Origin of the sequence: Kallipyga gabonensis, assembly GCF_001286805.1 — a bacterium.
Taxonomy (GTDB): Bacteria; Bacillota; Clostridia; order Tissierellales; family Peptoniphilaceae; genus Kallipyga; species Kallipyga gabonensis.
In genome coordinates, this window is record NZ_CXYV01000002.1 from 10,438 (window position 1) to 35,506 (window position 25,069).

Annotated in this window: 17 protein-coding genes, 1 tRNA gene and 1 other RNA gene; 2 read left to right on the forward strand and 17 right to left on the reverse strand. The window is 52.1% G+C overall.

Translation table 11 applies throughout. The features are described from left to right. Window positions 1–45: 45 nt before the first annotated feature. The 6 genes from nifJ to mgtE (BN2373_RS01535) all read right to left on the reverse strand — a co-directional run bounded on the left by nifJ (window position 46) and on the right by mgtE (BN2373_RS01535) (window position 11,212). The gene (gene nifJ, locus BN2373_RS01510; RefSeq protein WP_053942433.1) at window positions 46–3,579 is read right to left on the reverse strand and encodes a pyruvate:ferredoxin (flavodoxin) oxidoreductase; all 3,534 of its coding nucleotides are present in this window, start codon (window positions 3,577–3,579) and stop codon (window positions 46–48) included. Between the two features lie 159 nt (window positions 3,580–3,738). Continuing rightward, window positions 3,739–4,683 (reverse strand): HPr(Ser) kinase/phosphatase, encoded by a 945-nt coding sequence (gene hprK / locus BN2373_RS01515; protein ID WP_053942434.1) that lies wholly within the window; start codon window positions 4,681–4,683, stop codon window positions 3,739–3,741. After that, the gene (gene uvrC, locus BN2373_RS01520) at window positions 4,680–6,548 is read right to left on the reverse strand and encodes an excinuclease ABC subunit UvrC (RefSeq protein WP_053942435.1); all 1,869 of its coding nucleotides are present in this window, start codon (window positions 6,546–6,548) and stop codon (window positions 4,680–4,682) included. The genes hprK and uvrC overlap by 4 nt, the downstream gene beginning before the upstream one ends. An 18-nt stretch (window positions 6,549–6,566) precedes the next feature. Next, window positions 6,567–8,357: a M24 family metallopeptidase gene (locus tag BN2373_RS01525; RefSeq protein ID WP_053943463.1), complete on the reverse strand. Its 1,791-nt coding sequence runs from the start codon at window positions 8,355–8,357 to the stop codon at window positions 6,567–6,569. A 94-nt stretch (window positions 8,358–8,451) separates the two neighbouring features. Continuing rightward, entirely contained in the window at window positions 8,452–9,798 is a 1,347-nt protein-coding gene (gene mgtE, locus BN2373_RS01530; protein WP_053942436.1) for a magnesium transporter, read from the reverse strand. Between the two features lie 85 nt (window positions 9,799–9,883). After that, entirely contained in the window at window positions 9,884–11,212 is a 1,329-nt protein-coding gene (gene mgtE / locus BN2373_RS01535; RefSeq protein ID WP_053942437.1) for a magnesium transporter, read from the reverse strand. Window positions 11,213–11,434: 222 nt separating this feature from the next. On the opposite strand from mgtE (BN2373_RS01535), the gene ychF reads away from it, so the two are divergent. After that, window positions 11,435–12,529: a redox-regulated ATPase YchF gene (gene ychF, locus BN2373_RS01540; protein ID WP_053942438.1), complete on the forward strand. Its 1,095-nt coding sequence runs from the start codon at window positions 11,435–11,437 to the stop codon at window positions 12,527–12,529. 88 nt (window positions 12,530–12,617) lie between these two features. On the opposite strand, the gene BN2373_RS01545 is transcribed toward ychF, so the two are convergent. Then, complete coding sequence (locus BN2373_RS01545) at window positions 12,618–14,603, reverse strand: sodium-translocating pyrophosphatase (protein WP_420795653.1); 1,986 nt, start codon at window positions 14,601–14,603, stop codon at window positions 12,618–12,620. Window positions 14,604–14,887: 284 nt separating this feature from the next. On the opposite strand from BN2373_RS01545, the gene mscL reads away from it, so the two are divergent. After that, window positions 14,888–15,295 carry a large conductance mechanosensitive channel protein MscL gene (gene mscL / locus BN2373_RS01550; protein WP_053942440.1) on the forward strand — a complete coding sequence of 136 codons (408 nt, stop codon included), beginning with the start codon at window positions 14,888–14,890 and terminating at the stop codon, window positions 15,293–15,295. 37 nt (window positions 15,296–15,332) lie between these two features. Here mscL and BN2373_RS01555 read toward each other — a convergent pair whose 3' ends face one another. The 10 genes from BN2373_RS01555 to BN2373_RS01600 all read right to left on the reverse strand — a co-directional run bounded on the left by BN2373_RS01555 (window position 15,333) and on the right by BN2373_RS01600 (window position 24,977). Beyond that, the gene (locus tag BN2373_RS01555; RefSeq protein WP_053942441.1) at window positions 15,333–15,962 is read right to left on the reverse strand and encodes a ribonuclease H1 domain-containing protein; all 630 of its coding nucleotides are present in this window, start codon (window positions 15,960–15,962) and stop codon (window positions 15,333–15,335) included. Window positions 15,963–16,021: 59 nt separating this feature from the next. After that, the gene (locus BN2373_RS01560) at window positions 16,022–17,473 is read right to left on the reverse strand and encodes an alpha-amylase (protein ID WP_053942442.1); all 1,452 of its coding nucleotides are present in this window, start codon (window positions 17,471–17,473) and stop codon (window positions 16,022–16,024) included. A 169-nt stretch (window positions 17,474–17,642) separates the two neighbouring features. Beyond that, window positions 17,643–17,910: signal recognition particle sRNA large type (gene ffs, locus BN2373_RS07610), an RNA gene on the reverse strand. Then, window positions 17,908–17,994: transfer RNA gene (locus BN2373_RS01570), tRNA-Ser, on the reverse strand. The genes ffs and BN2373_RS01570 overlap by 3 nt, the downstream gene beginning before the upstream one ends. A gap of 184 nt (window positions 17,995–18,178) precedes the next feature. Next, complete coding sequence (locus BN2373_RS01575) at window positions 18,179–18,388, reverse strand: cell wall-binding repeat-containing protein (RefSeq protein ID WP_154826103.1); 210 nt, start codon at window positions 18,386–18,388, stop codon at window positions 18,179–18,181. A 4-nt stretch (window positions 18,389–18,392) separates the two neighbouring features. Then, window positions 18,393–18,878 (reverse strand): LURP-one-related/scramblase family protein, encoded by a 486-nt coding sequence (locus tag BN2373_RS01580; protein ID WP_053942445.1) that lies wholly within the window; start codon window positions 18,876–18,878, stop codon window positions 18,393–18,395. 12 nt (window positions 18,879–18,890) lie between these two features. Next, window positions 18,891–19,898, reverse strand: coding sequence for an aspartate--ammonia ligase (gene asnA, locus BN2373_RS01585; protein WP_053942446.1), 1,008 nt, complete (start codon window positions 19,896–19,898; stop codon window positions 18,891–18,893). 45 nt (window positions 19,899–19,943) lie between these two features. Beyond that, window positions 19,944–21,212 (reverse strand): MFS transporter, encoded by a 1,269-nt coding sequence (locus tag BN2373_RS01590; protein WP_053942447.1) that lies wholly within the window; start codon window positions 21,210–21,212, stop codon window positions 19,944–19,946. Between the two features lie 195 nt (window positions 21,213–21,407). After that, window positions 21,408–23,990 (reverse strand): ATP-dependent chaperone ClpB, encoded by a 2,583-nt coding sequence (clpB, locus tag BN2373_RS01595; protein WP_053942448.1) that lies wholly within the window; start codon window positions 23,988–23,990, stop codon window positions 21,408–21,410. Window positions 23,991–23,999: 9 nt separating this feature from the next. Beyond that, window positions 24,000–24,977, reverse strand: a complete 978-nt coding sequence (locus BN2373_RS01600) for a DnaJ C-terminal domain-containing protein (protein ID WP_053942449.1) — start codon at window positions 24,975–24,977, stop codon at window positions 24,000–24,002. Between the last annotated feature and the right edge of the window lie 92 nt (window positions 24,978–25,069).

Here is a 25,069-nt window from a genome sequence, read left to right on the forward strand (position 1 = left end):
ACAAAAAAAGCCCCTCCTTTCGGAGGGACTTTCAAGCTAAACAGATTAGTCTTGGTCGGCCAATCTCTTATAGGTCTTGAACCGATCTTGAGCGATCTTCTCTGCTGCCGCATAGAGTTCTTCGGCTTCTTCAGGGAAGTTTCTCTGCAAGGAGGAGTAGCGAACCTCACCGGCCAGGAACTCGCGGAAGTCCGCTGTGGGTTCCTTGGAATCCAACTGGAAGGGATTCTTCCCTTCTTCAGACAGGCGGGGATCATATCTCCAGAGGTGCCAATAACCGGCATCCACGGCTTGCTTTTCACGGTACTGGGACCGGCCCATACCGATGCGGATACCGTGGTTGATGCAGGGCGCGTAAGCGATAATCAGGGAAGGACCATTGTAGGCTTCGGCTTCTTTAATGGCCTTGATGGTCTGGTTCTGGTTTGCACCCATGGCGATCTGTGCAACATAAACATAGCCATAGGTGGCCTGCATGAGGCCCAAGTCCTTAGACTGGATCCGTTTACCGGCAGCGGCAAACTGAGCAACAGCAGCAAGCGGGGTTGCCTTGGAGGACTGACCACCGGTGTTGGAGTAGACTTCGGTATTCATGACCAGGACGTTAATGTCCTTGCCGGAAGCCAGGACGTGGTCCAGACCGCCGTATCCGATGTCGTAGGCCCATCCATCGCCGCCGAAGATCCAGTTGGACTTTTTAATCATGTAGTCCTTAAGTTCCAGGATTTCATCCAGGAGCTTCCGTCCTTCCTTGTCAGAAACAGAAGCCTTGGCGTTGATGATGTCCGCGGTAGCTGCCTTGGATTCCTTATAATCATTCTTAGCTTCTTCCCAAGCTTCAAAGAGGGCGTTATATTCGGAATCGAGACCCAGGTCACGGAAGGCTTTCATCTTAGCGGAGATGAGGTCACGGTTAGCCTCGTTGGCCAGGAGCATACCATAGCCGTATTCGGCGTTATCTTCAAAGAGGGAGTTACCCCAGGACGGACCGCAGCCTTCGCTGTTGCAGGTATAAGGCGTTGCCGGAGCGGAGGCACCCCAAATGGAGGAGCAACCGGTGGCGTTAGCAATCTGCATGTGGTCGCCGAAGAGCTGGGTGACCAGGCGGGCATAGGGCGTTTCACCACAACCGGCACAAGCACCGGAGAATTCAAGCAAGGGCTGAACAAACTGGGATCCCTTGACCGTAGTCCGGTCCATGAGGTCGGGTTTGTTGGTGACTTCCTTGAAGGCATAATCCCAATATCCCTTTTCCTTCTCGTATTCTTCTTCGAAGGGCTTCATGACCAGGGCTTTCTCCGGAGCCGGGCAAACATCGGCACAGTTGCCGCAACCGGTGCAGTCGAGCTGAGAAACCTGGATCTTGAACTTGAGGCCGGAAAGTGCCTTGCCTTTGGCATCGAGGAGGGTCATCCCCTCAGGAGCATTGGCGGCTTCTTCTTCATCAAAGAGGAAGGGACGGATAACGGCATGGGGACAAACATAGGCGCACTGGTTACACTGGATGCAGTTATTGGGCTGCCACTCAGGAACGTAAAGAGCGATCCCTCTCTTCTCGTATTCCGAAGTTCCCTGATCCCAGTGTCCATCAACACGGTCAGCAAAAGCGGAAACGGGAAGCTTGTCTCCCTGGTGACGGAGCATGGGGAATACCACGTTCTCAATGAACTCGGGAACGTCTTTCTTGTCCACAGGCTCATCTTCCGCATTTGCCCATTCCGCAGGAATATCAATCTTCACCAGAGCATTGATGCCGGCATCAACAGCCTCGTTATTCATGTTGACCACATCATCGCCCTTGTGGCCATAGGCCTTGACGATGGAATCTTTGAGGTGGGCCGTTGCTTCTTCAATGGGGAGAACGCCGGAGAGTTTGAAGAAGGCGGACTGGATGATCATGTTGGTCCGGTTACCCAAGCCGATTTCCTGGGCAATCTTGGAAGCGTTGATGGTGTAGAACTCGATGTCATTCTGAGCCATGTAACGCTTCATAGAAGCCGGCAGGTGGTCAGCCAATTCATCCTCGTCCCAGATGCAGTTGAGGAGGAAACGGCCACCCTTTTTCAGCCCTTCCAAAAGGTCGTATTGGTGGACATAAGCCTGCTTGGAGCAGGAGATAAAGTCAGATTCATCCAAGAGGTAGGTTGACCGGATGGGGTTCTTCCCGAAACGAAGGTGGGAGACCGTCAAACCGCCGGACTTCTTGGAGTCGTAGTCGAAGTAACCCTGAGCGTACATATCCGTGTTATCGCCGATGATCTTGATGGCCTGCTTATTCGCGCCGACAGTTCCGTCAGATCCGAAGCCCCAGAACTTGCAGCGGGTGGTTCCTTCTTCACGGATGAAGAGGTCTTCGGACATATCCAGGGAAGTATGAGTCACATCATCGACGATACCGATGGTGAAGTGGTCCTTAGGTTCTTCCTGCTTGAGGTTGTTCCACACGGAGAGGAGAGCCGTTGGAGTAACGTCCGAGGAACCCATGCCGTAACGTCCGCCGACAACCAGAGGATGACGATCGGAATTGTAGAAAGCGGACTGAACATCCATATAAAGAGGCTCACCGATGGCACCTTTTTCCTTTGTACGGTCAAGGACGGCAATTCTCTTGGCCGTCTTAGGAACGACTTCCAGGAACTTCTCGGTGGCGAAAGGACGGTAGAGGCGGACCTTGATCATGCCGACCTTTTGTTCAGGACGGTTAACCTTCATCCAGTCAATGACTTCTTCCATGGCCTCACCAACGGAGCCCATGAGAACAACGACATCTTCCGCATCCGGATCGCCGTAATAGTCGAAGAGGTGGTAGGAACGGCCGGTCTTTTCAGAGACTTTCTCCATATACTTCTCGACGACAGGGACGACATCAATGTAGGACTGGTTGGAAGCTTCCAGGTTCTGGAAGAAGATGGAGGGATCCTGCGCAGTGCCCATGGTGTGGGGACGGTGGGGATTCAAGGACCGGGCCTTGAATTCGTTGATGGCCTTTTGGTTGACCATTTCAGCCAGGTCATCGAAATCCCAAACATCGATCTTGTTGATTTCATGGGAAGTCCGGAAACCATCAAAGAAGTGGCAGAAGGGCAGACTTGCTTCGATAGCGGAAAGGTGAGCAACAGCACCCAGGTCCATGGCTTCCTGAACGGATCCGGAAGCCAGGAAGGCCAAGCCGGTCATACGAGCGGAGTTGACATCGGAGTGGTCACCATAGATGGAAAGAGCATGAGAAGCTACTGCACGAGCAGCGACATGGAAAACACCGGGAAGCTGCTCACCGGCAATCTTGTACATATCGGGGATCATGAGCAGGAGTCCCTGGGATGCCGTGTATGTACTTGCCAGAGCACCGGATGCCAAGGCACCGTGCATAGCACCGGCTGCACCGGCTTCCGATTGCATCTCGACCACATGGACGGATTCGCCGAAGAGGTTTTTCTTGCCGTTAGCGGACCAGGTGTCCACATGCTCCGGCATAGGGGATGATGGGGTGATGGGGTAAATGGTAGCGACTTCGGTAAAGGCATACGAGACGTATGCGGCCGCTTCATTTCCGTCCATCGTTTTGAACGTTTTAGCCATATTGCCTCCTAATTTTTATAAGATAGAAACAATGAATCGTACAGATAAAGGAAAATACCTTCTTGCACGGTCTTGCCAATAATAAAAGGAATTCAGTTCATTCCATATTAAAGTATAAGCTTTCGTCAAAAGGTCGTCAAACCGACAACCTTTTCCCTCTTAAGATTTTTTGTTTTGTTCGTTTGCCTCACGAATCAGCTTCTCATTCAGCTCGATTGCGGCATTATAGCCCATCTCTTTTTGACGGGTATTACGGACCGCCACCTCAATAATCATGGCGATGTTTCGACCGGGTTTGACCGGAACGGTAATGGAAGGAATCCGGACACCAAGAATTTCAGTGTAGTGGTCGGTGATGCCTAAACGATCATACTCCACATTATCGTCCCAATCCTCCAATTCAATCACCATCTCCACTTCTGCGGCTTCTTTGACCGAGCCGATGCCGTAAAGTCTCCGGATGTCCAAGATCCCGAGTCCGCGGATTTCCATAAAGTGACGGATGTTTTCAGGGGCCTCCCCAAGGAGGCTCTGGTCCAACTTCTTGATGTGAACAACATCGTCCGCCACCAATCGGTGGCCACGAATCACCAAGTCAAGACAGGTCTCCGATTTTCCGACGGAAGATTTCCCCCGAACCAGAACACCCATGCCGAAAACATCCATCAAGCCGGCATGAATCGTGGTCTCCGGGGCCATGAAGCTTTCCAGGGCCGTGTTAAGCTTGGCGATGAGGCGGGTGGTTGGCCAGGGGGTTCGTAGAACCGTTTTATCATAGTAGTCCGCCAGGTCCAGGATGTCCCGGGTGATGGACTGGTTATAGGCATAAATCAAGGCCGGAAGGGGGTAGGAAAAAATCCCCCGGAACCGTTCATAGCGGAGGCCCGGCTCCATTTGCATATAGTAGACATATTCCACCCGACCGATAATCTGGAGCCGTTTCCAGGCAAAATTGTGCATAAAGCCGGAGAGCTGGAGGCCCGGCCGATTCACATCGACTTCCGTAATGGTGATTTGATCGTAGTCGGAAGACCGGTGGACGACTTCCAAGCCCACCGATTCCACAAGTTCCGATAGGGGAACTGATTTCTGCACTTCCTTCATCCTTCCTCCTTTTCCCCTTTTACAGGGTGAAAATACGCATAGACGTTTTGCCCTGACTGCCGGTCCATGCCCTTTATTTTGGTCAGACTTTCCAGGGAGGCTTTCTTGATCTTCTCCACCGATCCGAACTCCCGGAGGAGGGCCTGACGCCGGACAGGACCGATGCCCGGTATCTCGTCCAAAACGGATTTGACCATATCCTTTGACCGTAGTTTGCGATGGTAGTTGATGGCAAAGCGATGGACCTCTTCCTGGACAGCATAAAGATACTTATATAAAGAAGAGGAAAGATCTAAACTATACTCTTTCTCCTGATAAATCAAAGCCCGAGTGACATGCTTATCGTCCTTGACCATGCCCACCACAGGAATAGACAAGTCCCGGCCTTTAAGAATCTCTTCCACCAGATGAACCTGACCCAAGCCCCCATCCATGAGAATGAGGTCGGGGAAGGCCCCGAAGCCGGTCTGTTGCGACCTTCCCTCCGCCCGGTCTTTCAAACCGTGGTCGAAGCGGCGGGAGACCATCTCCCGCTGGGAGGCATATTCATCAGGTCCTTCCACCGTTTTAATCTTAAATTTTCGGTATTCTTTGGGGTCCTTTTTCTCTCGCCTAAAAACCACCATGGACCCCACATTTTGAACCCCGGAGATGTTGGAAATATCGTAGGCTTCCACCCGGTCCAGGCCCTCCAGGCCCAGAAGGTCCTCCAGCTGTTTAATGCCTCGATCTTTGGACCGATTCTTCCTCTGGGTCCTCCGCTCAAGCTTGACCAGTTCTTCCTCCGCATTCTTTTGAGCCATCTCGACAAGAGCCCGCTTGTCCCCCCTCTGGGGAACCAGGATGGAAACTCTGGCCCCACGGCGGTCGCTGAGAAATTCCTCAATGGCCCTTTGGTCGACCGGAAGGGTCCCCACCAGAACCTGGGATGGAATATAGGTGGCCTGGAGGTAAAACTGTTTCAGAAATGAGGAGATGATCTCTCCCCCTTCTTCCTGAAAGGCCTCTTTCATTTCAAAGTGCTCCCGGTCAACCAGCTTCCCGTCCCGGACAAAAAATACCTGGATAGTGATGTGGTGGACCCCTCGGGCGAAGGCAACAACATCGGCATCTTTTCGCCGGGTAAAGGTGACCTTTTGTCGCTCCTGGAGGTCATCAAGGTGAAAAAGATCATCTCGGAAGCGGGCGGCTCGTTCAAAATTCAATTCTTCCGCCGCACTTTGCATCTCCGACTGGAGATAAGCCCGAATTTCTCCATCCTTCCCTTTAAGAAAGTTTCGGACTTCATCCATAGCCGCCATGTACTTTCCTTCATCCGCCTTGTCCACACAGGGGGCCGGACACTGGTCAATAAAGTAGTTGAGGCAGGGTCGTTTAAGACGCTGACCGGCATCAAAATCCAGGCGGCAGGTCCGAATCTTGAAGACCCTCTGGAGGAGGCGAATGATGTCGTTGACCGCATAGGCATTGGGAAAGGGGCCGAAGTAATCCCCTCCATCCTCCGCCACCCGGCGAACCTTGAGGATCCGGGGAAAGGTCTCTTTGGGAATATGAATGTAGGGATACTGTTTGTCATCCCGGAGGAGGATGTTGTAGTAGGGGTCGTGTTCTTTGATGAAGTTGGATTCCAGGACCAGGGCCTCCACCTCATTTTCCACCACGATGTATTCGAACCGGTCCACCTTTTCCACCATGGCTACCACCTTGGGCGACTTTCCTCGTTGAGAGGGGGTGAAGTAGGAATGGACCCGGCGGAAAAGGTCGATGGCCTTGCCGACATAGATCACCTCATTATCAACATTGAACATAAGGTAGACGCCGGGCTTATGAGGAAGTTCCTTGAGTTGGTTGGTGAAATCCTTCATTCCTGAACCGTTTCTTCTTTATTGAGGTCTTTCGATGGCCCGGGTTCTCGCCTTGAGGTAGGCCAGGACTTCCCCGTCCAGGTGGTCAGCCAGCTTATCATAGCAGGTCCGGTTATACCGGTTGACCCAATCCAGTTCGAAGTCGGTGAGGAGGTCCATCTTGATGGGCCGGGTATCAATGGGCACCCAGGTCAGGGGCTCAAATTCATAGAAGGTACCGAAGTCTGTCGTCTCTCCCTCTACGCAGAGAGTGATGGATTCTGTCCGGATCCCGTGCTTTCCGGTCACGTAAAGCCCGGGTTCAACGGAAGTAACCATGCCCGGGACAATCTTGACACCTCCATCAATTCGAGAGAAGGTCTGAGGCCCTTCATGGCAGGAGAGGAGCATGCCGACCCCGTGGCCGGTTCCGTGGTTGAAGTCCATGCCGGCTTGGTTTAGGGGATAGCGAACGACGTTATGAATATAGGAGCCCGTTGTTCCTTCGGGGAATTTGGCGGCCATGCCGGCAATGTGGGCTTTCAGGACCAGGGTGTAGTCGGTTTTTTCTTCGTCCGTGGTCTCCCCCATGGCATAGGTTCGGGTGATGTCCGTCGTCCCCTGGAGGTATTGGCCACCGGAGTCCACCAGGAGGAGACCCTTGTTTTGGATAGTTGCCGGGTGGTCGGAGTGCATGGGGTTATAGTGGACAATGGCTCCGTTCGCATCATAGCCGATGATGGCGGGGAAGGAGTCCATGAGGAAGTCCTTTCCTTCTGCCCTGAATTCGTTCAGACGCTTGGCGGCGGCTCGCTCAGTGACGGATCCGGTCTTGGCTCCGGTTTCCACCCAATTGAAGAACTTCATAAGAGCAATGCCGTCTTTGATATAGGCCTGGTGGAGGTTGTCGACTTCCGTTTTGTTTTTTATCGCCTTCATGAGGGAGGTCAGGTTGACCCCCTTTTCAATCCGGACGTTGTCCGGGATGGCTTGATAGAGGGTAATGTTGGTGTAGTCGGGATCCAGGTATACGGTCTTCTGGGGCGGAATGGCGGAGAGCTTGTTGGCGATGTCGTCATAGGCGTAAATTTCAACGCCGGCCTTATCCAGGGGACGGCGGATCTCATCGGAGAGCTTCTCCGGTTGGATAAAGAGCATGACCTTATCCTGGGAGACCAGGGCAAAGGAAAGAACCACCGGGGTATCTTCTACGTCCCAGCCCCGAATGTTAAAGAGATAGCAAACGTCATCAAGGGAACCTAAGAAGGTATAATCGACCTCTCTCTCCCTCATCATGAAGCGAAGAATCTTGATCTTCTCTTCCATGGAGGCTCCGGAGTGTTCTACGGGATAGTAGAAGGCCGGACGCTTAGGAAGAGATGGACGATCTTCCCATATTTCGCTGATAAAATCGACATCCGTCACCAAAAGGCGGTTTCCCATGGACTGGGAGAGCCGGCGATAAATTGAGGTCGGCATAGTGAAGCCATCAAAGCCGATCTTGGCAAATTCGGAGGTTTCCGCCAAAAGGAATTCCTGCCAAGTGGGATCCCCATCATTGGTATACTGGCGGTAAAGCTTGAAGGGGCTTCCCTTCAGTTCCTCTTCAGCCTGAAGGAAATAGCGGGAATCCGTCCAAAGACCGGCCTTGTTCTTCGTGATCACCGCCGTACCGGCTGATCCGGTAAAGCCGGTAATAAATTCCCGTTCCTTGTAGTATTCGGGAACATATTCTGAAGAGTGGGGATCGGACGTCAGGACGATATAGGCATCCAAATCCCTTTCCGCCATCTTTTGTCTGAGTTTTTCTACACGTTCTTGAATATTCATCATTACCTCGCAATTTCTACGATCAGGGAACAGGTTCCCCGATAACTAATCCGGGGCCTCCCCCGAATGCTTGGGTATTATTCATGGCCCCCGGCTAGATGCCCAGGAAGGCCTTACAAATGGTGAAGAATAGAATCAAGGTTAGGGTATCGGCAATTGTCGTGAGAAGAGGGCCGGCCATGACGGCGGGATCCTGACTGATCCTGACGGCCAGAAGAGGGAGAATGCCTCCGATGACCTTGGCAATGGTGATGCAGGCGATCAGGGTCAGAGAGACGGCCAGGGCTATCGGTGCCGCCGTCGAGGTGAAGATGATCAGGCGGAGGAAGTTGACAATGGCCATGACAAGGCCGCAGACGATGCCGATTCGAAACTCCTTCCAAAGAACGCCCAGGGTATGGGACGGATCCACCTCTTCCAGTGAGAGGGCACGGATAACCGTGGAGGAAGACTGGCTTCCGGCATTACCGGATGAATCCATGAGCATGGGGATAAAGGCTGTCAGAAGAACATTGGCAGCTAAAACTTCTTCAAAATGAGAAATGACCATGCCGGTGATGGAGGCGGAAACCATGAGAACCAGGAGCCAGATGATCCGGTTTTTGAAAAAAGAGAAAACCGTCGTATCCAGATAATCCTCTTCTTCCTGGTCAGTAATACCCTGTACCCGGGTGAAATCTTCAAAGAATTCATCCGACAAGACGTCAAAGATGTCATCTGCAGTGATAATGCCCACCATCCGGTCTTCGGAATCCACTACCGGGAGAACCAGACGATGGTACCTCCCGAAAAGGTCACCCGCAACTTCCTGGTCTTCTGTCGCTCGAACCGTTACAAAGTCCTTTTTAATATGTTTATCGATATTCTCATCATCGTCTTGAACCAAATCACCTAAGGGGATGGTTCCCAGAAGTTTCCGCTCATCATCCACAACATAGATCTCCACCAGGTGCTCGGGATCAATGTTTATCGTGAGAAGTTTCTTACGGACATCGGACCGACGGGCACCCGGGCGAACTTTAACAAAGTCCACAGACATGAGGGAGCCAACGGATTCTTCAGGAAACTTAAGAAGGCGGTTGGTGATCTGCCGCCGGTCACCCGGAATATACTTGAGCAAACCGGTAACCACGTTGGCCGGCATCTCCTGAAGGGTATCGACCAGCTCATCCGAAGCCAGCTCATCCAAAAGACCAACCATCTCGGGCTGGCTCATGGTGGCCAGAATGGACGTTTTTATTTCCTTCGAGCAGAGATAGAAAACATCCGCAAATTTTTCCTTATCCAGCTGGTTAAGGAAGAAGACCCGATCCTGAGCATCCCAGTCCTCCAGTGCTTCCGCGATGTCTTCCGCCGGTTTATTAAGGAATTCCCGATCTTCTTCGCTGAGCAGGCGTTTGGAATCGGGCGTAGGCCTTGCGTTTTGTGTTTTTAACGGCATACCTAGCTCATTTCTAATCATCTAATCTCTGATGAACACGGACCTTGGCCAAAAACTGTAACAGATGACACTGAACCGGGATGGTTTAGAAACCAATCAGGGAAGAGGAAATGGTGAAAAAGAGAAGAAGGGTCAGGGTATCGGCGACCGTGGTGAGCAGGGGGCCGGCCATAACTGCGGGGTCCTGGCCCAACTTGGTGGCAATGAGGGGAAGGCCTCCTCCAATGATTTTTGCAATAGTGACACATCCCACCAGGGTCAGGGAAACCGCTAAAGAAGTGGCAAAATCTATCTTCATAAAAAGGAAAAGGCGGAGGAAATTGACTAAGCCCAAAACGAGACCGCAAAACAATCCGATTCGAAGTTCTTTCCAAAGAACATTCAAGCTATCTCGGGGTTCAATCTCCTGGAGGGAAACTGCACGGATAACTGTGGATGACGCCTGGTTGCCGGCATTTCCTGATGATCCCATGAGCATGGGGATAAAGGTCGCCAAAAGAACATTAGCGGCAAGTACACTTTCGAAGCGGGAGATGACCATGCCGGTGAAGGAGGCGGAAACCATGAGAATGAGGAGCCATATTATCCGGTTCTTAAAAAAAGATTTCACGGGGGTATCCAGGTAGTCCTCTTCTTCCTGGTCGGTTATACCTTGCACCCGGGTAAAGTCTTCGTAAAACTCATCTTCCATGACTTCAAAAATATCGTCAGCGGTCACAATCCCTACCATCCGGTCTTCCGAATCAACAACCGGCAAAACAAGGCGGTGGTACTTAGTGAAGAGGTCTGCCGCCACTTCCTGGTCTTCCTTGGCACCCACGGTAACAAAGTCCGTTTTGACCAGTTCTTCCACATTTTCATGATTATCCTGGACCCAATCGCCCAGGGAAATAATTCCCCGGATTTTTTGGTCATTATCCACGATATAGATGTCTACCAGGTGTTCAGCGTCAAAATTGACATTCAAGAGTCTCTTTCGGATTTGACTCCGCGTTGAGCCCGGCGGAACCTTGACAAAATCCACGGACATCAGGGACCCTACGGATTCTTCCGGATAGCGGAGGAGTCGGTTGGTGATTGTCCGCCGTTCGGGTTCAATCTTTTTGAGAAGAGCCGTAACAACGTTGGCCGGCATCTCCTGTAAGGTATCTACCAGCTCATCGGAAGCCAACTCATCTAAGAGTTCAACCATTTCAGGATTGGTCAAGGTACCGAGAATCGATGATTTGATATCGCGGTCACAGAGAAAGAAAACGTCGGCAAAGCGTTCTTTGTCTAATCGGTTGAGAAAGAGAACCCGTTCTTCCGGCTCCCAGTCACGGATGGCTTGGGCAATATCTTCCGCCGGCTTATCCATGAGGACACCGTAATCCGTCTCTTTGAGATTTGGTTTTTTTAAGGTCTCGAGACTCATGGGTACCTCCTTATCTTTTGAAACGACTGAAAAAGGTCAGAAAATCATAACATGCCATTTTTATTATACCACGTCCCCGGGTCTCCCCTGCCTTACTTTTTGGAAATCGCCGGATTAAACCCTCGTCTCCTTTCCCATCAGCCTTTCTTAAAAAAATGACTTAGTGATACAATGAAACAGATTATTTCCCATTAACGATCCTGAAGGAAAGAAGGAGCCTCTATGAAACTCGGAATTGTCGGCCTGCCCAACGTAGGCAAGTCCACTTTATTCAATGCCATCACCAAATCCGCCGCCCCGGCTGAAAACTACCCCTTCTGCACCATCGACCCCAATGTAGGCCTGGTTGAGGTGCCGGACGACCGCCTCTCCACTCTGACAGAGATGTTCCATTCCAAAAAGACCATACCGGCTGCTGTAGAATTTGTAGATATTGCCGGCCTGGTCCGGGGAGCCTCCAAAGGAGAGGGTTTAGGCAACAAGTTCCTGGAAAATATCCGTTCCACCGATGCCATCGTCGAAGTTCTCCGCTGCTTTGAAGACCCTAACGTCACCCATGTGGATGGAGAAGTTGACCCCTTGCGGGATATTGAGACCATCAATCTGGAACTCATCCTGGCTGACCTTGAACAAATTGATCGCCTCTTGGCCAAGCAGGAAAAGGTGGCCAAGGCGGACAAGGCTGCCCGACCGGAATTGGACCTTCTCCGCCGCTTGGATGAGGTCCTATCTGAAGGCAAGTCGGCCAGGGTCCTGGACCTCAACGACGAGGAAGAGAAATTCCTCCGCAACTACCAACTCCTCTCCCTCAAGCCCATTATCTATGTCGCTAACATCGGTGAAGAGGAGATCAGCCAAGAGGGATCTTCCAATCCCCATGTTCAAGCCATCAAGAACTTTGCTCAGGGGGAAGATGCCCGGGTACTTGCCATCTCCGCCAAGGCCGAGCAGGAAATTGCCCTCCTCCCCGATGAGGAAAAGAAAGAATTCCTGGACATGCTGGGGGTGGAAAGCTCGGGTCTGGACCGCCTGATCGTGGCTTCCTATGACCTCCTGGGCCTCATGTCCTTCCTAACCACAGGCGAGGATGAAACCCGGGCCTGGACCATCAAAAAAGGAACCCCCGCCCTGGAGGCGGCCGGCAAGATCCACACCGACATCCAAAGAGGCTTCATCCGGGCCGAGATCGTCTCCTACGATGACCTGGTTGACTACGGGTCCATGAACGCCGTCCGGGAGGCCGGTAAGGTAAGACTGGAAGGAAAAGAATACATCATGCAGGATGGGGACATCGTCCACTTCCGCTTTAACGTCTGATCCATCCCCTATTTTGTCCATAAAAAAAGCTTCGGCCTGTGCCGAAGCTTTTTCTTTTCTGTTCTTTTATTCCTGCCATTCGGAAGAATTACCGTAAGAAGAGGGGGACAAAGATCAAGGAGACCGTGGTCATGAGCTTGATCAGGATATTGATGGATGGGCCGGAAGTGTCCTTGAGAGGATCGCCTACGGTGTCGCCGATGACCCCGGCTTTATGAGCTTCAGAGCCCTTTCCGCCGTACTGTCCGCCTTCGATATACTTCTTTGCATTGTCCCAGGCACCGCCGGCATTGGACATGAAGATGGCCATGAGAACGCCGGTGATCAGTGCCCCGACCAGGAGTCCGCCCAAAGCGGAAACGCCAAGGAGGAAGCCGACCACAACCGGAGCAACGATGGCAACGGCCCCCGGAAGGATCATCTTCCGAAGAGAAGCTTGGGTGGAGATGTCAATGCAACGGCCGTATTCCGGCTGGGATGTTCCCTGCATGATCCCGGGATCCGATTGGAATTGATGACGAACTTCTTCTACCATGTGGTTGGCTGCATCGCCCACGGCTGTCATCGTAAGAGCGGAGAAAAGGAAGGGGAGCATGCCACCGATAAAGGCACCGGCGATGACCTGGGGGTTGGTGATGTCCAGCCCTTCCAGGTGGGCGGCCTGGGTAAAAGAGGCAAAGAGAGAAAGAGCAGTCAGAGCAGCAGACCCGATAGCGAAGCCCTTTCCAATGGCTGCGGTGGTATTACCCACGGAATCCAGGTGGTCGGTGATATCACGAACGGATTCGGGAAGACCGGCCATTTCAGCAATGCCGCCGGCATTATCCGCCACCGGTCCATAAGCGTCCACAGCAATGGTCATGGCACAGGTGGAAAGCATGCCCAGGGCAGCCAGGGAGAGGCCGAAGAGACCGGCTGCTTCACCCATGGAGGCCATGGAAGCATAAGAGAAGATGATACCTAAGGCAATAAAGATCAGGGGGGCGGCGGTGGATTGCATGCCGGAAGCTAAACCGGCAATGATGTTGGTGGCCGCACCGGTCTGTGACTCCTCCGCAATTTTCTTTACGAAGGGGAAGGAGTCAGAGGTATAGATTTCCGTTAGCTTGGAAATCAGGAGCCCAACTACTACGCCGACAATGACGGGAAGGAAAGGCTTATAGTCCTGGAAAAAGATAAAGGAGAAAACCAGAGAAGCTAAGAGCATAACCCCCGAGGAGATCAAAGTCCCCATGTTGAGGGATTTTTGGGGATCCTCGGACTCACCGCGAACCGATTCTATGCCCACGGCAGAAGCGACAATTCCGGAAGCGACAATAGCAAAAGCAAAGGAAATTCCGGTATCCTTGAAGGCCAAAAAACCCAGGGTCAAGGCGGAGAGGATGGCCCCGACATAAGATTCAAAGAGGTCAGCCCCCATGCCGGCCACATCACCGACATTATCGCCAACGTTATCAGCAATAACAGCGGGGTTTCTGGGGTCATCCTCAGGAATCCCAGCTTCAACCTTGCCGACCAGGTCAGCACCAACATCAGCGGCTTTCGTATAAATTCCGCCGCCAACACGAGCAAAGAGGGCGACAGAAGAAGCCCCCAGGGAGAATCCGGTGACAATCTGAACATCTCGGAAAATCAAATAAAAAAGGCCCATGCCACAAGCACCAAGGCCCACAACGATCAAGCCCATGACGGATCCTGAGCTAAAAGCTACCTTGAGGGCATGGCTCATTCCTCCCCGTGCAGCGGCGTTGGTTGTGCGAACATTCGCTGCTGTCGCTGAATTCATTCCGACAAATCCGGCTACCATGGAGGACAAGGCCCCGAATAAGAAGCAGAGGGCGGTCATCCATTGGCCCAAAAGCAGACCAATCAGCAAAAATAAAACGCCGGCAAAGGCAGCGATGGAAATATACTCGCGGCGGAGGAAGGCGAAAGCGCCATTCCGAATGAGCCCGGCTAAGTAGGTCATCCTCTCATTGCCTGTGGGGAGGAGCTGGATCTTCCGCATCTTTTGGATGGACAGGAAGATGGCAGCCGCTCCGACAATGATGGAGAGGACGCCAAAAAATACCATTGTAAACATAAGAGCCTCCATAAAAAGTTATAAAAACCTGGCTTGGACGATCCGCAGAAAAATCCCAAAAGGGAAATGCGGTGTCCCTTCCTTTAACACATATTAACACGGGAGAAAGGATTTCACAATTGAATACGAGATCGTTTTTCCAAATTTTTCAAGCTCTTTTTTGTTGATTTTTCTTCTTTAATGGTATAAGTGAAGAGGAAAGAATTTATTGATTGATCGATAGAGGCCCACTATTTCCCATTTTACTTTCCGGGCCCAAAAGAAAGGATTTTTTAATGATCAAAGAATTTAAGGAATTTATCTCCCGTGGTAATGTCATGGATATGGCTGTCGGTGTCATTCTCGCCACTGCTTTTAAGGCAATTATCGACTCTCTGGTAGCTGATATTATCACTCCCCTTCTGAATGTCTTTCTGAAAGATGTTAACTTCCAGGATTGGGTGGTCAAGGCCGGCCCCATTGAATTCGGTGTCGGCAACTTCATCAACCAGGTGATCTCCTTCCTGGTCATTGCTTTGGTTCTCTTCTTCATTATTAAAGCCATGAATAAGGCGAAGAATCTCAAGGGAACAAAAGAAGAAGTTGCCGAAGAGGCGACAACGAAAATCTGTCCCTACTGCAAGTCGGAAATTGATATTCACGCCACCCGTTGCCCTCACTGCACCAGCTCTCTGGAATCGTAAAAGAAGAGGCCTCCGTCATGTAGACGGAGGTTTTTTTTTAGCTATTGATCTCCATGTTTGCTCCTTTTTTTGCCAGGAGATCCGCTTCTTCGTTATATTCCACCCCGGTATGAGCCTCTTCCTTAACAAAAGAAAGGACCAAGTCCTCCCCCATCTTTTGAGCATAGGCTCGATACTCCTGAGTTAAGGGGAGATTGGCCTTCCATTCCCCCATGGCCCAGTGGCGGATCCCGGCATAATCATAATGGATCGTTAGGGATATTGCCCCTCTTTGCAGGGCCTCTTTCATGGCAACCTTGGCGGCCATAACCTCTCCTACCACATTACGCGACTTAGTGTCGGAGCCGGAAACCGGACCGCAAAAAGTCTCTTTACCCTGATTGGAAAAAAGAACGACACCGTAGCCGGCCCGCTTTTTTCCGGCCAGGTAGGATCCGTCCACATAGGCAACCATTTCGCCCTCTCCTAACCGGTTAAGATCTTCCCCTTTGTTCTCCATGGATTTTCCGTTTCCCCCCTGATCACCTCCAATGAAGGCCAGGGCTTCCTCCCGGTTGGAAAACTTTTTGTAGATTGCTCCCTTATAGCCCATCACCTGGGTTTTACAGTCTTCCCAGGAATGATAGATTCCGGGTGTTCGTCCTTCTTTTACCGCATAATACTTCACCCTAACCTCCTCACCCTCTCCCTGAACATAAGCTCTAACATTCCTTTTTCCCTGAGGACTCAGTCTTCAAGGTCCAGGTCTTTCCGTGTCCAGTAGGTCACCGATCCCGGAGCGACGGTAAAGTTTCCGAAACCCTCATCATCAATAGTGACCTCCTCATTTTTCCCTGACCAATCCTTATATACCTGACCGGCTTCCCGGTTACCCACAAAAAGCCGCTCCTGGTCCATATCTCCTGTCGAAATCAGGACGGCAAGGGGGTAGGGGTGGTCCTCTGTTCCCCGGCGGACCCAGCCCATCTTGGTCGGGGTAACCATGTAATCGTCCTGGTCTCCGTAAGCAACCTGTTGTCGAAGTTTGAGCATCTTCTTCAGTTGCTCGCCCATGCCCGGATAATCGGCATCAGGGATGCCCAGAAGATCGCCGGAAAAAACGCAGGGGTATCCATCTTTACGGAATAAAATGAGGGCATAAGCAATTTCCTTAAACCAATTGTCCACCCAGGATTGGAGGGACTGGCCGGGCTGGGAATCATGGTTATCCACAAAGGTCACTGCCGTCAGAGGCTTATCCTGAACCAGGGATCCATCGAAAATCTTTCGTATATCGTAGTTAGGATCCGAGGCGGCCTGAGCAAAGTTAAAATGTAGGGGGACATCAAAGAGGTCCACATTGTACCCTGTATTCTCCAAATAGTGGTCCATAACCTCCTGGTTATTCCTCCAATATTCCCCAACAAAATAGAAATCGGGCTTTTCTTCCAGAATATGGGCGGAGAGCTTATCAATGAAGTTGGACGAGATGTGTTTGAGGGCATCATAGCGGAATCCATCGTAACCCATCTCATTGACCATGAAGTCAGCCACACGGGTAAGCTCCTCCACTACATCCGGGTGGTCATGGTCGATGTCGGCCGCCATCAGGTAGTCAAAATTCCCCTTTTCCAGATCCGTTCCCCGGTTCCAATATTTTCCCTCGCCCATTATTCGGTAGATGGCATTTGTCCCCGTCTTTTGGTCAAAGTCAATTCCATTAAAATGATAATAGTGCCAAATGAAGTCAGAATACTTTCCCTTTCTTCCCGGAAAAGTAAACTTGGTCCAACCCTCAATGTCCTGGGCTTCCGCAACGTCTTTTGACCGGTCATTTTGGTCCACCATAACCGCCTGAAAGACCTCGCTTTCATCCGCCCCGTTTTTATGGTTAAATACCATATCTGCATAGACCTGTAAACCTTGGTCATGGAGGGCCAGGATTGCCCCTTCCAACTCCTTACGGGTTCCATACCGGGTCCGGACGCTCCCCTTCTGATCAAACTCGCCCAGATCCCAATAGTCGTAAGACCCGTAGCCCACATCCTGGGGGCTGGTTCCTTTGGCTGCCGGCGGCATCCAAACGCCAGATATTCCCAACTTAGCCAGTTCCCCTGCCTTTTCCGCCAGTTCTTTATATAAACAGTTCTCCGGATAATCCCAATAAAAAGCCTGGTACATCACCCCATTTTTCTTCATTTTCTTTCCTTCCTATGTATAAAATCGCTATTTTCTTAAAATCTCTCTTCCCTACAGAACAGATTATAAGGCAAACAGATAGTTTACCTATACCCCACCAAGGGTCAAGCCTTCTTCCCACAAAAGGGAGAGAATAAAAAAAAGAAGCCCATTGGGCTTCTCCATAAGACCGCACACCCGGCTTTGAAGCCAGGAGCAGGTTTCTTTCCGGGTAGTTTGCTCGTACACGGCTGCCTCAGTACACATGAAGGTGGACCACTTAATGCTGCTTCCTTCCGGATCTGACATGGTTCATGGCTCTCCATTGCCTGAGACCGTGTAGTCAACACCACTTGCCAAGACTTACGTCTGCTCGCAAAACCCCGAGGCCGGGAATTCTACCCTGCTATAGCGGATTGCAGGTTCAGGGCACCGCTAACTCCCCGTATAGTGCACGGAGAGTGAGGGATTCGAACCCTCGATACGCTGTTGCGTATACATGATTTCCAATCATGCTCCTTCGGCCACTCGGACAACTCTCCAGACCTACAAAAATGTAGATGAATTTTCCTAAAGTCCCTTTCCTTTAGGTAGTACTTTGCTATTCTAACCGAGGACACCCATTCTTGTCAACCGAATTATGGAACTTGTGGCAAAAAAGTGAAGGACCGGATCCCAAGGAGTCCTCCTCCGGGTCCGGCCCATTTTTTAACGCTTAGTCATTTTCTACTTTATTGCGTCTGAAACTGCCTGGCTTACGGCTTTCACACCGCCAACAATAATGATTTTCTCAAAGGCTGCCTTTTGGATATGCTTGGCCATCGACGTAGGCAGTCCGGCCATCTTCGTCAGTAGGACCGGACAGTCCGCCTTTGCTGCAATAGGTCCGGCTGCCAAGGCATCGGCAAAACCTCCAAGCTGTTGAAAGAAAGCCATTATTTTAGCGATTATCAGCCATGTCAAGCAGGTGGTCCACCACAATCATGAGGGCCACCAATTCCTCTTCGAAAACAGGATCGATAACCGTAATGGTATAGGTGTCACCCCAGGCCAGCCATTCCCGCTCGATATGGCCCACCAGGTCCTCTCCATTAAAAATATCAAAATCAAAGCTGAAAACCTCCCCCTCCAGTTGAAGCTGGTAGTAGTCCGAGATCACGGTGATTCGTTGACGAAAGAGGCTGAATTCCTGTTCCACCCGGAAACCTGTCCCGTCGGAAAAATCCACGGTATAGCTGGCCAGGAGCGTTGGAATCACCTTCTCGATGAGGAAGGTAAGGTCCGAGTTGAGTTTTTTCACCTCAACCCGGTGCCCGAAGAAGGTAAAATCCTGGTCCACCTGGTAGACCGGATTTTTTTCCTCGTCAAAAATCTGATAGTCATCAACGATCTTGAAGACTTTTTGCTTGGCATAAAGTTTGTACATGGTCCTTCTCCTTTATAAGAGGCGGATTCCCGCTGCCTTACAGGCTGCCTTGGTTTCCTCATCCCAGAGGCTGGCCTGAACCTCTCCGATGTGGGCGGTACCGATCATATACATGCAAAGGCGGGATTGGCCGATACCACCACCAATGGTCTGGGGGTAGTTGCCCGCTAAAAGGTTTTGATGGTAGGGAAGACTTCTTCTCTCCCCCGCCCCGGCCAGGTGGAGCTGGCGGTCCAGACTTTGGGGGTTGACCCGGATTCCCATGGAAGAAACTTCAAAGGCATCGTCCAGGATCTCATTGTAAAAAAGGATGTCGCCGTTGAGGTCCCAGTCATCATAGTCGGGGGCCCGGCCATCATGGGGCTTGCCTGAACGAAGGGGGCTGCCAATCCCCTGGATAAAGACCGTCTTTTTCTCCCGGCAGATGGCCCGCTCCCTTTCCTTGGCTGTCAGGCCGGGATAGAGATCCTCCAATTCCTGGCCGGTGATGAAGGTGACCTGACGAACAATCTCCGTATCCAGGGAGGGAAAGCGGGACTTGAGGAGGTGGTTGACATTGCAGATGGAATCGACAATCCTTTGGACCGTCTCCCGGAGGAAGTCGGTATTCCGATCTTCCTCCCGGATGATTTCCTCCCAATCCCACTGGTCAACATAAATGGAATGGATATTGTCCAGGTCCTCATCCCGCCGAATGGCGTTCATGTCGGTCAGGAGCCCCTCATAGGGGGAGAAACCGTAACGACCCAGAGCCTCCCGCTTCCACTTAGCCAGGGAGTGAACCACCTCCCCTTCCTTGTCCAGGGCAGGGATGTCAAAGGCGACGGGGCGTTCCTTGCCTGAAAGGTTGTCGTTGAGACCGCTGTCCTGGGCGACGAAAAGGGGGGCTGAAACCCGCTGGAGGTTCATGGTGGTGGAGAATTCAGACTGAAAGGTCTGCTTGATATAGTCGATGGCCCGCTGAATGTCGTAGGCATCCAATTTGGGCTGGTAGTTTTTTGGGATGACAATGGGAGACATGAGTGCCTGCTTTCTACGAAGAAAAATGATTTGGGGCTGGATGGGTTAAATAATGACCTCTCGGTCAACCTTATCCGCCTTGATGAAGAAATAAAGCCCAAAAGCAAAGAGGATGACCAGGGCCAGGATACCCAGGTTCTGCCGACCTGTGGCCTGGGAAATGGCCGAGACCAACATAGCCCCGGTGATGGAGGCTCCCTTCCCAAAAATATCGTAAATACCGAAGTATTCGCCGGACTTTTCTTTGGGGATGGATTGGGCGAAGTAGGACCGGGAGAGGGCCTGGATCCCTCCCTGGAACATACCTACGCAAACAGCCAGGAACCAGAATTCCCAGACCTTGTCCAGCTGAACAGCGAAGAGGGTGATAAGGGCATAGGCCACGATGCAGACTTTAATTAAGAGGCCATTATCAACCTTGTTGGAGAGTCTGCCGAAAAGGAGAGCAAAGGGGAAGGCTACAAACTGGGTTAATAGGAGGGCCAAGAGAAGCTGGGTGGAATCCAGACCCAGGGAGCCGCCGTAAGCCACAGCCATGTCGATAATGGTATAGACGCCGTCAATATAGAAGAAGAAAGCGATCAGAAAGAGAAATGCTTTTTTGAAGTGGCGGAGGTCCAGGATGGTTTTCCCCAGGCCCCGGAAGACCTGGCCCAAAGATCCCATGGTCTCGGAAATGTAGTACTTTTGCTCAAATTTCTTATAGAGGGGGATGGTGAAGGCCAGCCACCAAATGGCGTTGATGATGATGGCTCCGCCCATGCGAACCTGCATGGACAAGCCGATCTTTTCTCCCATGAGGATAAGAACCAGGGAGAGGATGAAGGGGACAGTGGACCCGATGTAGCCCAGGGCATAGCCGTAGGAGGAGACCCGGCTCATCCGCTCGGGCTCGGTGATGTCCGTCAGCATGGCATCATAGAGGACCAGGCTGGCTTGGTAGCCCACCCGGGCAATGATGAAAAAGACCAGGAACTGGAACCAGGAAAGGGGGAGCATAAGAGCCATCATGGTCAGTACCCCCACCGCCACAGTCATGGCGAAAAGCTTCTTTTTCTTTCCCCGGACGTCGGCCATGGCCCCGAAGATCGGACCCAGGATGGCGACAATGAGGGTGGTGATGGCGGTGGCATAGCCCCAATAAGCAAGGGCCATGTGGGGGGGCAGTCCCCCGCCCTCGGCCAGGGAATTGAAGTAGATGGGGAAGATGGTGGAGACCAGGAGGGTAAAGGCGGAGTTTCCGATGTCGTAGCCGATCCAGGCCTTCTCCATCCTGGTCAGTGGGTACTTGGATTTCCTTGTTATTTCTGTCATGTATGGTCCCCCTTGCGATTTAGATTTCTTTCATCTGTCGGCAGGCATCCTCTTTCCCCTGCCCTTGTAAATGGTCTAAAAAAATTATAACCCAAAGCGGGCGACTTTACCTCCCCCGGGGTCAATTCGACTTCTTCATGGGACAAAAAAAGTCGCCCGGCTCCTTGAAGTCAGGCGACTTTAGTCTCAATATCTTTATTCTTGGGCCCGGAAGGTCAATTCCCCATCTTCCACAGTCATGGTCACTTCCTGATCGGGGAAGATGGTCCCCTCCAGGAGCTTCCGTCCAAGCGATGTTTCCACATGCTTCTGGAGATAACGCTTAACCGGACGAGCTCCGAACTGGGGTGAATAAGCTTCTTCCAGGATGAGATTTTTAGCCTTATCGTCGGCATGGAGGCTGATCCCCAGGTCGACCAGACGGTCATCGATCTTTTCGATCTCCAGGTCGATGATGGCTTCCACCTCTTTCTTGCCCAGGGCCCGGAAGAGGATGATGTCATCGATCCGGTTGAGGAGCTCGGGCCGGAAGACCCGGCGGAGGTCTTCATTCACTCTTCCCTTGGCCTCCGGGCTGATCTCTCCGTCCTCCCCCATGCCCTCCAGGATATAGTCTGAACCGATATTGGAGGTCATGATGATGACGGTGTTTTTGAAGTCCACCGTCCGCCCCTGGTTGTCGGTCAAACGGCCATCGTCCAGGACCTGGAGGAGGATGTTGAAGACATCGGGGTGGGCCTTTTCGATTTCATCAAAGAGAACCACGCTATAAGGATGACGGCGGACCGCCTCCGTCAGCTGACCCCCTTCCTCATAGCCCACATAGCCCGGGGCCGACCCGATCAGGCGGGAGACCGAATACTTTTCCATGTACTCGGACATATCAATCCGAACCATATTTCTCTCATCATCGAACATAGCTTGAGTGAGGGCCTTGGCCAGCTCCGTCTTCCCCACCCCCGTGGGGCCCAGGAAAATGAAGGACCCGATGGGTCGGCTGGCATCTTTCAGGCCGGAAGAGGACCGGATGATGGCATCCGACACCGCCAGAACAGCGGCATCCTGGCCGACCACCCTTTCCTTGAGCCGGGTGGGCAAATCCAGAATCTTGTCCTTTTCGCTTTGGGTCAGCTTGGCGACCGGAATCCCGGTCCACTTGGAGACCACTTCGGCGACTTCCTCTTCGCCCACCTCTTCCTTGACGGCGGATTCGTCCTCATCCAATTTCTTGTTTGCCCGGTCCAATTGGTCCTTGAGGTCATTGAGCTTGCCGTAGCGGAGGGCGGAAGCCTTCTCGTAGTCGTAGTTCCTCTCCGCCTCTTCGATCTCGTGGTTGACCCGGTCGATTTCTTCCTTAAGGTCGGTAGTCTCTTCCAGGGCCTTCTTGGAGTTTTCCCAGGCAATATAGCCGGCATTGTATTCTTCTTTGATCCGGGACATCTCTTCTTCCAGCTCCACCAACCGACGCTTGGAAGCCTCATCGCTTTCCTTGGTCAGAGCCACCTTTTCAATCTCCAGCTGGAGAATCCGTCGCCTTTGGTCGTCTAACTCCTGGGGCATGGAATCCAGGTCGGTCCGAACCATGGCCGCTGCTTCATCCATGAGGTCGATGGCCTTATCCGGAAGGAAGCGGTCGGTGATGTAGCGGTCGGACAGAGTGGCCGCTGCGATGACCGCCCCATCGGAAATCCGAAGGCCGTGGTGGAGCTCGTACTTGGGCTTGATCCCCCGAAGGATGGACACGGTGTCCTCCAGGGAGGGCTCATCCACCATAACTTTCTGGAAGCGACGCTCCAAGGCCCCGTCTTTTTCAATATACTCCCGGTATTCATTAAGGGTAGTCGCCCCGATCACGTGGATCTTCCCCCGGGAAAGGGCGGGCTTCATGAGGTTGGAAGCATCCATGGCCCCGTCCGTCCGACCGGCTCCGACAATGAGATGGAGCTCATCGACGAACATGATGATCCGCCCCCGGCTCTCCTCCACTTCCTTGAGGACGGCCTTGAGCCTCTCCTCGAATTGGCCCCGGTACTTGGCTCCGGCCAAAAGGAGGCCCAGATCAAGCTCGTAGATCATGGTTTCCTTAAGAGAAGAGGGAACATCGCCGTTGACGATCCGCTGAGCCAGGCCTTCGACCACGGCCGTCTTACCGACTCCGGGCTCACCGATGAGGACGGGATTGTTCTTGGTCCGCCGGGTCAGGATCCGGATGACATTGCGGATCTCCTCATCCCGACCGATGATGGGGTCACCCTTGCCTTCCCGAGCTTGAGCGGTGAGATCCCGGCCATATTTTTCCAGAACATCCTCCGTCTCCTCAGGATTATCCGAGGTCACCTTCCGGGATCCCCGGATGGAGAGGAGCTTTTCCTTAAAGATCTTCTTGTCCACCCCATATTGGTCGAAAATCTGGCGGGAGGGGATATTTTTCTCATCGAAAAGGGCCAAAAAGAGGTGGTCCACGGAGATGTAGTCATCCCCCATCTCCTTGGCTTCGTCCTCCGCTTTAAGGAGGACCCGCTGGAAGATGGCATTGGGGTAGACCTGGCTCTGGCCTTCCTGGACCGGGAGGTTGTCCACTGCCCGGCTAAGGTCGGTTTGGTAGAGCCTGATGTCGATGTTCATGGCCTTGAGGACCCGGGCTACCAGCCCATCGCTGTCCATAGTCAAGGCTAAATGCAAATGGAGGTCGGTGACCTCCGGGTTGCCATTTTTTACCGCCGCTTTTTGGGCATCTTGGATGGCTTCCAAGGATTTTTGTGTGAATTTTTCCTGCATAATATCCTCCTAGACGCCCTTCATGGCGTCTTTGTATTGTTTTTCCATCTCCGGGGATAAGTGTTCCGGGTTTTTGATCATGATGCGGAGGTAGAGGTCACCCGTGTTCTTCTTTCGGTCCTGGTAGCCCTTGCGTGGAATGCGGATCTTCTGTCCCGACCGGGACTTGGCCGGCAGCTTGACCTTGAGCTTGCCATGGAGGGTATCGATGGTCTTTTTCCCTCCGAAGTAGGCCTCCCAGGGAAGGACCTCCAGGTCCATGGTGATGTCTAATCCTTCTAATTCGTAGGGCGTTTGGATGTGAACCTTCAACAAAAGGTCGCCATCCAAACCTTGCTTGTCTCCTCTGATTTTGATCTTCTGCCCTTCCTTGATCCCGGCGGGCCACTTGACCAGAATATCCTTAGTCTGCCCTTGTAGGTTGAAGGTTAAAGAGCGGCTTCCTCCTTGAAAAGCTTCTTCAAGGGATAAGAATAAATCGCTTTGATAGGCGGGCGACTGCCCAGGTGCTTTACCTCCACTCCCCCGATGAAAGAGGTCTCCCAAGTCAGCGAAAGGAGATTTCTTCCGACCTGCGGACCCACCAAAACCGGAGGGTCCGGCCTGTCTGCCGGTGCCGAATCCTGAACCTCCTCCAAAAATGAGGTCGAAGAAGTCAGAAAAATCTCCTGATCCTCCGGAGGTCGAATAAGTATAGGTCCCCCCACCATTCCGGAAGCCGGAGAAACCGTAGTCTCTGGGATCAAAATTCTGACCTGCCTGGAAATTGTAGTTGGATCCGAAAGTATCGTACTTCTTTCTCTTTTCTTTGTCGCCCAATACTTCATAGGCTTCATTCACTTCTTTGAACTTTTCATCGTTCGAGCGGTCGTCGGGGTGCAAGTCGGGATGGTATTTCTTGGCCAGTTTTCGATAGGCCTTTTTGATGGCCTCCTGACTGGCCGACCGATCGACCCCGAGCGTCTCGTAGTAGTCTTTATATTTCACTTGCTCCTCCTTTTTGACCATCTTTGACTATTACTAGTATACGATTTTCGGCCGGAGATTTCAAGACTTTGCGTGAAATTTTAGCACTCTTT